Below are 3,501 nucleotides of genomic sequence, written 5' to 3'. Positions count from 1 at the left end.
TGGTTTCAATAAAAATTGAGGTGAAGAAAAAAGACGCCTTCGTTTTTACAGCACTTGTCCTCGCTCTTGCAGTGGGGCTTTTTGTTTACGCACAAAATTCTGGACCACCAAGCTACCTGGGTCATACGGCGGACAGCATAAGCGTTAATATCCCGGGAAAAGGTTCCATGACCTTGCAGGAGGCAATTGATGGAGGATATATGCTAAGCTTTTTTGATATAAGGGGAGTAAATAAGACACTCAGACAGGCAATGCAGGACGGCCAGCTCAATCAATTTGCATTAATCTCTCAAGGAATTAAGAAGACTACGGGAAATTATATTACTTTAGATTCATCTACGGATTTTAAGGTAGATAGTTTAAGTTCTAAAAAGTATGGACTTAAGAAACCAAAGACTTATATTGTAAAAATCGGACCATTTGATGAACCAAACGGTTGTCACGGCATAACAGCAATTGGTTTTGTTTCTATGAGCCATACAACTGGAAGGGGGAGCTATCAGGAATTTCAAGTTCCTGTGAGTGCAGGAAGCTATGAAGGAACTCCATGTGAGCCTACCAAAGTAAATTTTACGTACGTGGTAGATGGTACTACTGCTAAACTTAAAGTGTATTTTCCAAGAGCAAATCCCAGAACACAAATAGACCTCCCTTACGAGATATACTGGTTTGTACCCGCTCAGTGATTCCTCTTTAGTTTAATTGTAGCGGTAGAGCTCTATTAGTTGAGATGTTATGGAGGTCTTTTATAGGGGGGTTATCGTTTTTTTTGAAAAATTCCAAGAATTCTACCTAAGCCACGAGTTTTTTTGATTTCTTCTTTTTGGACCTTGTGAATTTCTCTTTCAATAAATTTTTGGCACTCGCGCCAGAAATCAACAGGAATTATCCGGCCCTTTAATTCGTCCCGACGATTGTTGTAAAATTCATTGTAAAGCTTAATTAACTTTTGGTCCCTTTCAAGGGTGCTTTCCAAGGGGTATTCAAGGCGCTTGCGAAAATCTTCATAATATCCCATAAAAAGTATTATCTTTTTGGATTTAATAATCTGTTGGAATCTCAAAAACCCGTACCTCCCCGTGGCTACATTAAAGAAAAGTCAATCAAAAATTAAAGATTATTACATTGAAAATTAAGGATTTGGGGGAATGTTCCACATTGGCTTTAACCTGATAAGCACTTAATAATAACAGAATCTTGATTTTTAGAAAATCCTTAGGTATACCTGCTCATTTTATGGTATACCGATTTTTTAAAAATGGAAAGATTTATTAACTATGAAAACTTTAAAAATAAGTAAAAATGGACACTTTATTGATGTATTGCGAGCAGACAAGCCGTGAAGAAATTGAAAATTATTGGAATGCCGAACTAAGGAGGCTAGAGTGTGAGAATCAGTTTTACGCATTGGAAAATTCAAAAAGGAAAGCTCTTGAAAAAAGGCGAGATTCTCTTGCCGCGGAAGCCAGAACTTACGGCATATCTTTTAGAAAAAGACCGAGAATAGAACCTCCGATTTATTTTGATAGTCTTGAAAGGTTTGACCATTTAAATGAGAGAATTGATAAAGCAAGGCGTCTTAACAGGAAGTTGAAAGAGGAATATGAAAGAATAATCTTGATAAGAGAGGAGATTTCATTCTATGAAGAGAAATTGGCTTCACTGAAAATGGGAAAGATTCCAGCCTAAATATCCCTTGCAAAAACAGTTCTTCGCATATTTGCCTTTGCTCTCTCTTCAGCTTTTTTCAGGATTTCTTCAACCTTCTTTTCAAGTTCAGCGTAAAACTCTTCAGAGATGTTCAACTCAAGAAACTCTTTTACCTTGCTTCTCACAATCAGAGCCATTTTCAAAAAAACCTCCTTTTCCGTTCTTTTTTACATAACTTTTGACAACATAATAAACATAGGCAATGATAATTAAAAATATTGTGCCCCATAAAATTGCCCTGTTTATTGAATCTATCATATGGAGGCTTTCTGCAAAAAGATATCCAACAATGAAAAATGTTGAAACCCAAATAAATGCAGAAATAACTGAGAAAAATAAAAAGCGAGTATAAGGCACTTTCTCATTTCCAATAACAAATGGAATGACCGAACGGGTTGGCGGATTCAGCCGGCCCAAAATTACAGCTTTTCCAGTATGGCATCTTACGAGATGGCCTATCTTTTCCAGAAATTTTTTCTTAATAAAGAGACAGCCGACAATTTTATGAAATTTTTCCTTCTTGGCAATTTTTCCGGTAAAATAGCCAACATTATCAATAAAAAGAGTTGCAGTAATGCAGACAAGATATGCCACCCCTAATTTGAATACTCCAAAACGTGAAAAAATTCCAGCGGCAACAACTGCCGGCGTTCCTCCGGGGATTATAACGCCAATGAGCGGGAGCGATTCGAAAACTATCATAGAAAAAATTATCGGGTACCCAAAGGACTCAATAAGGCTTTTTACTAAAACAATCCAATGCACCCCCATGAAAAATGCTAAACTAACCCCTATAAATACCTTTATATTTTAAGGCACATTAATAATCTTATGAAAAAAATAATTATTGCGCTAATAGTTCTTGCAGGAGTTGCATTATATTCCATTCCGAATACAGAGCCCGTTGCTCTTTTTGAAAACAAAAAATTTTATCTTGAAGTAGCTAAAACTCCTATAGAAAGGCAAAGAGGCCTTATGTATAGGGAGAACCTTTGCAACAGCTGCGGAATGCTTTTTGTTTTTGAAAAGGAAGGGGAACTTGGATTTTGGATGAAAAACACTAAAATTCCTCTTGACATAGTTTTTATAGGTAGCGACTATAAGATAAAAAAAATCGTGCACGCCAAGCCGTGTAAAAGCGAGACCTGTGAAATTTACAAGGGAATTGGAAAATACGTTCTCGAAGTGAATCTTGGCGAATTTGATGAAGGAGACATTGGCAAAACAATTATCCTAAAACCGAAGTATTCTAAAGTCTGAGAATTCGTTCATCCATTTTCTGTCTTCTCTTAAAACCTCCCGTATCTGGGCATGTTTTGGACCCTCTCTTATAAGTTTTTCAAAGCGTTCAATTTTTTCAAGGCTTCCTTCCACAACAATTTCCACGTCTCCGTTTTCAAGATTCCGAACATACCCGAAAAGCCCAAGATTATCTGCGTGAGACTTTACGAACTGCCTAAAGAAAACTCCTTGAACAGTTCCTTTAACTATGAATTTTGCGGCTTTTTTCATTAAAAAAGAGAGCTTTTTCTTTTTTTATAAGTTTTGTTACCCTCTCTTGCAAAATATTCAAATGTCTTGAAAAAGTAAGTTATGTTCAACTTAAAATAGAACCCCTTATGTGAAACAAAAAGTTTATAAATGATTAACTATCCAGTAGTAAATGGGATTCCACAGGCTTGATATTAAACATGAAAGAGAAAAGAAAAGTTTTGAAAAGATAGGAGCTGGTTTCCATAAAGCTAAGGTTTTTCTAAGAAATCATGGAAATGAGTTGTTCCTACACCCAAT

At 36.1% G+C, this 3,501-nt stretch carries 7 protein-coding genes; 3 read left to right on the top strand and 4 right to left on the bottom strand.

Features of this window, described 5'->3' with window-relative positions; translation table 11 throughout:
* Positions 1 to 20: 20 nt before the first annotated feature.
* Positions 21 to 686: a hypothetical protein gene (locus D6734_00750; GenBank protein ID RMF98182.1), complete on the top strand. Its 666-nt coding sequence runs from the start codon at positions 21 to 23 to the stop codon at positions 684 to 686.
* 71 nt (positions 687 to 757) lie between these two features.
* Here the strand turns inward: D6734_00750 and D6734_00745 are convergent, their stop codons facing one another.
* Entirely contained in the window at positions 758 to 1,063 is a 306-nt protein-coding gene (locus tag D6734_00745; protein ID RMF98181.1) for a hypothetical protein, read from the bottom strand.
* 254 nt (positions 1,064 to 1,317) lie between these two features.
* Between D6734_00745 and D6734_00740 the strand changes: the two genes are divergently transcribed.
* A complete protein-coding gene (locus D6734_00740) occupies positions 1,318 to 1,689 on the top strand; it encodes a hypothetical protein (GenBank protein RMF98180.1) in 372 nt (123 codons plus the stop codon).
* Here the strand turns inward: D6734_00740 and D6734_00735 are convergent.
* Together D6734_00735 and D6734_00730 are read right to left on the bottom strand one after the other, a co-directional pair.
* On the bottom strand, positions 1,686 to 1,847 hold the full coding sequence (locus D6734_00735) for a DUF1931 domain-containing protein (protein ID RMF98179.1): 162 nt from the start codon (positions 1,845 to 1,847) through the stop codon (positions 1,686 to 1,688). The two genes, D6734_00740 and D6734_00735, sit on opposite strands and share 4 nt — an antisense overlap.
* The gene (locus D6734_00730; GenBank protein ID RMF98178.1) at positions 1,807 to 2,481 is read right to left on the bottom strand and encodes a DedA family protein; all 675 of its coding nucleotides are present in this window, start codon (positions 2,479 to 2,481) and stop codon (positions 1,807 to 1,809) included. The genes D6734_00735 and D6734_00730 overlap by 41 nt, the downstream gene beginning before the upstream one ends.
* A 60-nt stretch (positions 2,482 to 2,541) precedes the next feature.
* Here D6734_00730 and D6734_00725 point away from each other — a divergent pair, with 60 nt between their 5' ends.
* Entirely contained in the window at positions 2,542 to 2,970 is a 429-nt protein-coding gene (locus D6734_00725; protein RMF98177.1) for a DUF192 domain-containing protein, read from the top strand.
* Here the strand turns inward: D6734_00725 and D6734_00720 are convergent.
* A complete protein-coding gene (locus D6734_00720; GenBank protein RMF98176.1) occupies positions 2,944 to 3,222 on the bottom strand; it encodes an acylphosphatase in 279 nt (92 codons plus the stop codon). The genes D6734_00725 and D6734_00720 overlap by 27 nt on opposite strands.
* Positions 3,223 to 3,501: the final 279 nt, after the last annotated feature.

The sequence above is a fragment of the Candidatus Schekmanbacteria bacterium genome (assembly GCA_003695725.1).
Lineage (GTDB): Bacteria > Schekmanbacteria > GWA2-38-11 > GWA2-38-11 > J061 > J061.
Note: the sequence above shows the minus strand (reverse complement) of the source record. Positions and strands in the feature narration are given on the sequence as shown.

Coding starts and splice junctions, on each gene's coding strand:
- D6734_00740 (RMF98180.1), top strand. CDS start 1,318: ATGTATTGCGAGCAGACAAGCCGTGAAGAAATTGAAAATTATTGGAAT.
- D6734_00735 (RMF98179.1), bottom strand. CDS start 1,847: ATGGCTCTGATTGTGAGAAGCAAGGTAAAAGAGTTTCTTGAGTTGAAC.
- D6734_00730 (RMF98178.1), bottom strand. CDS start 2,481: ATGGGGGTGCATTGGATTGTTTTAGTAAAAAGCCTTATTGAGTCCTTT.
- D6734_00725 (RMF98177.1), top strand. CDS start 2,542: ATGAAAAAAATAATTATTGCGCTAATAGTTCTTGCAGGAGTTGCATTA.
- D6734_00720 (RMF98176.1), bottom strand. CDS start 3,222: ATGAAAAAAGCCGCAAAATTCATAGTTAAAGGAACTGTTCAAGGAGTT.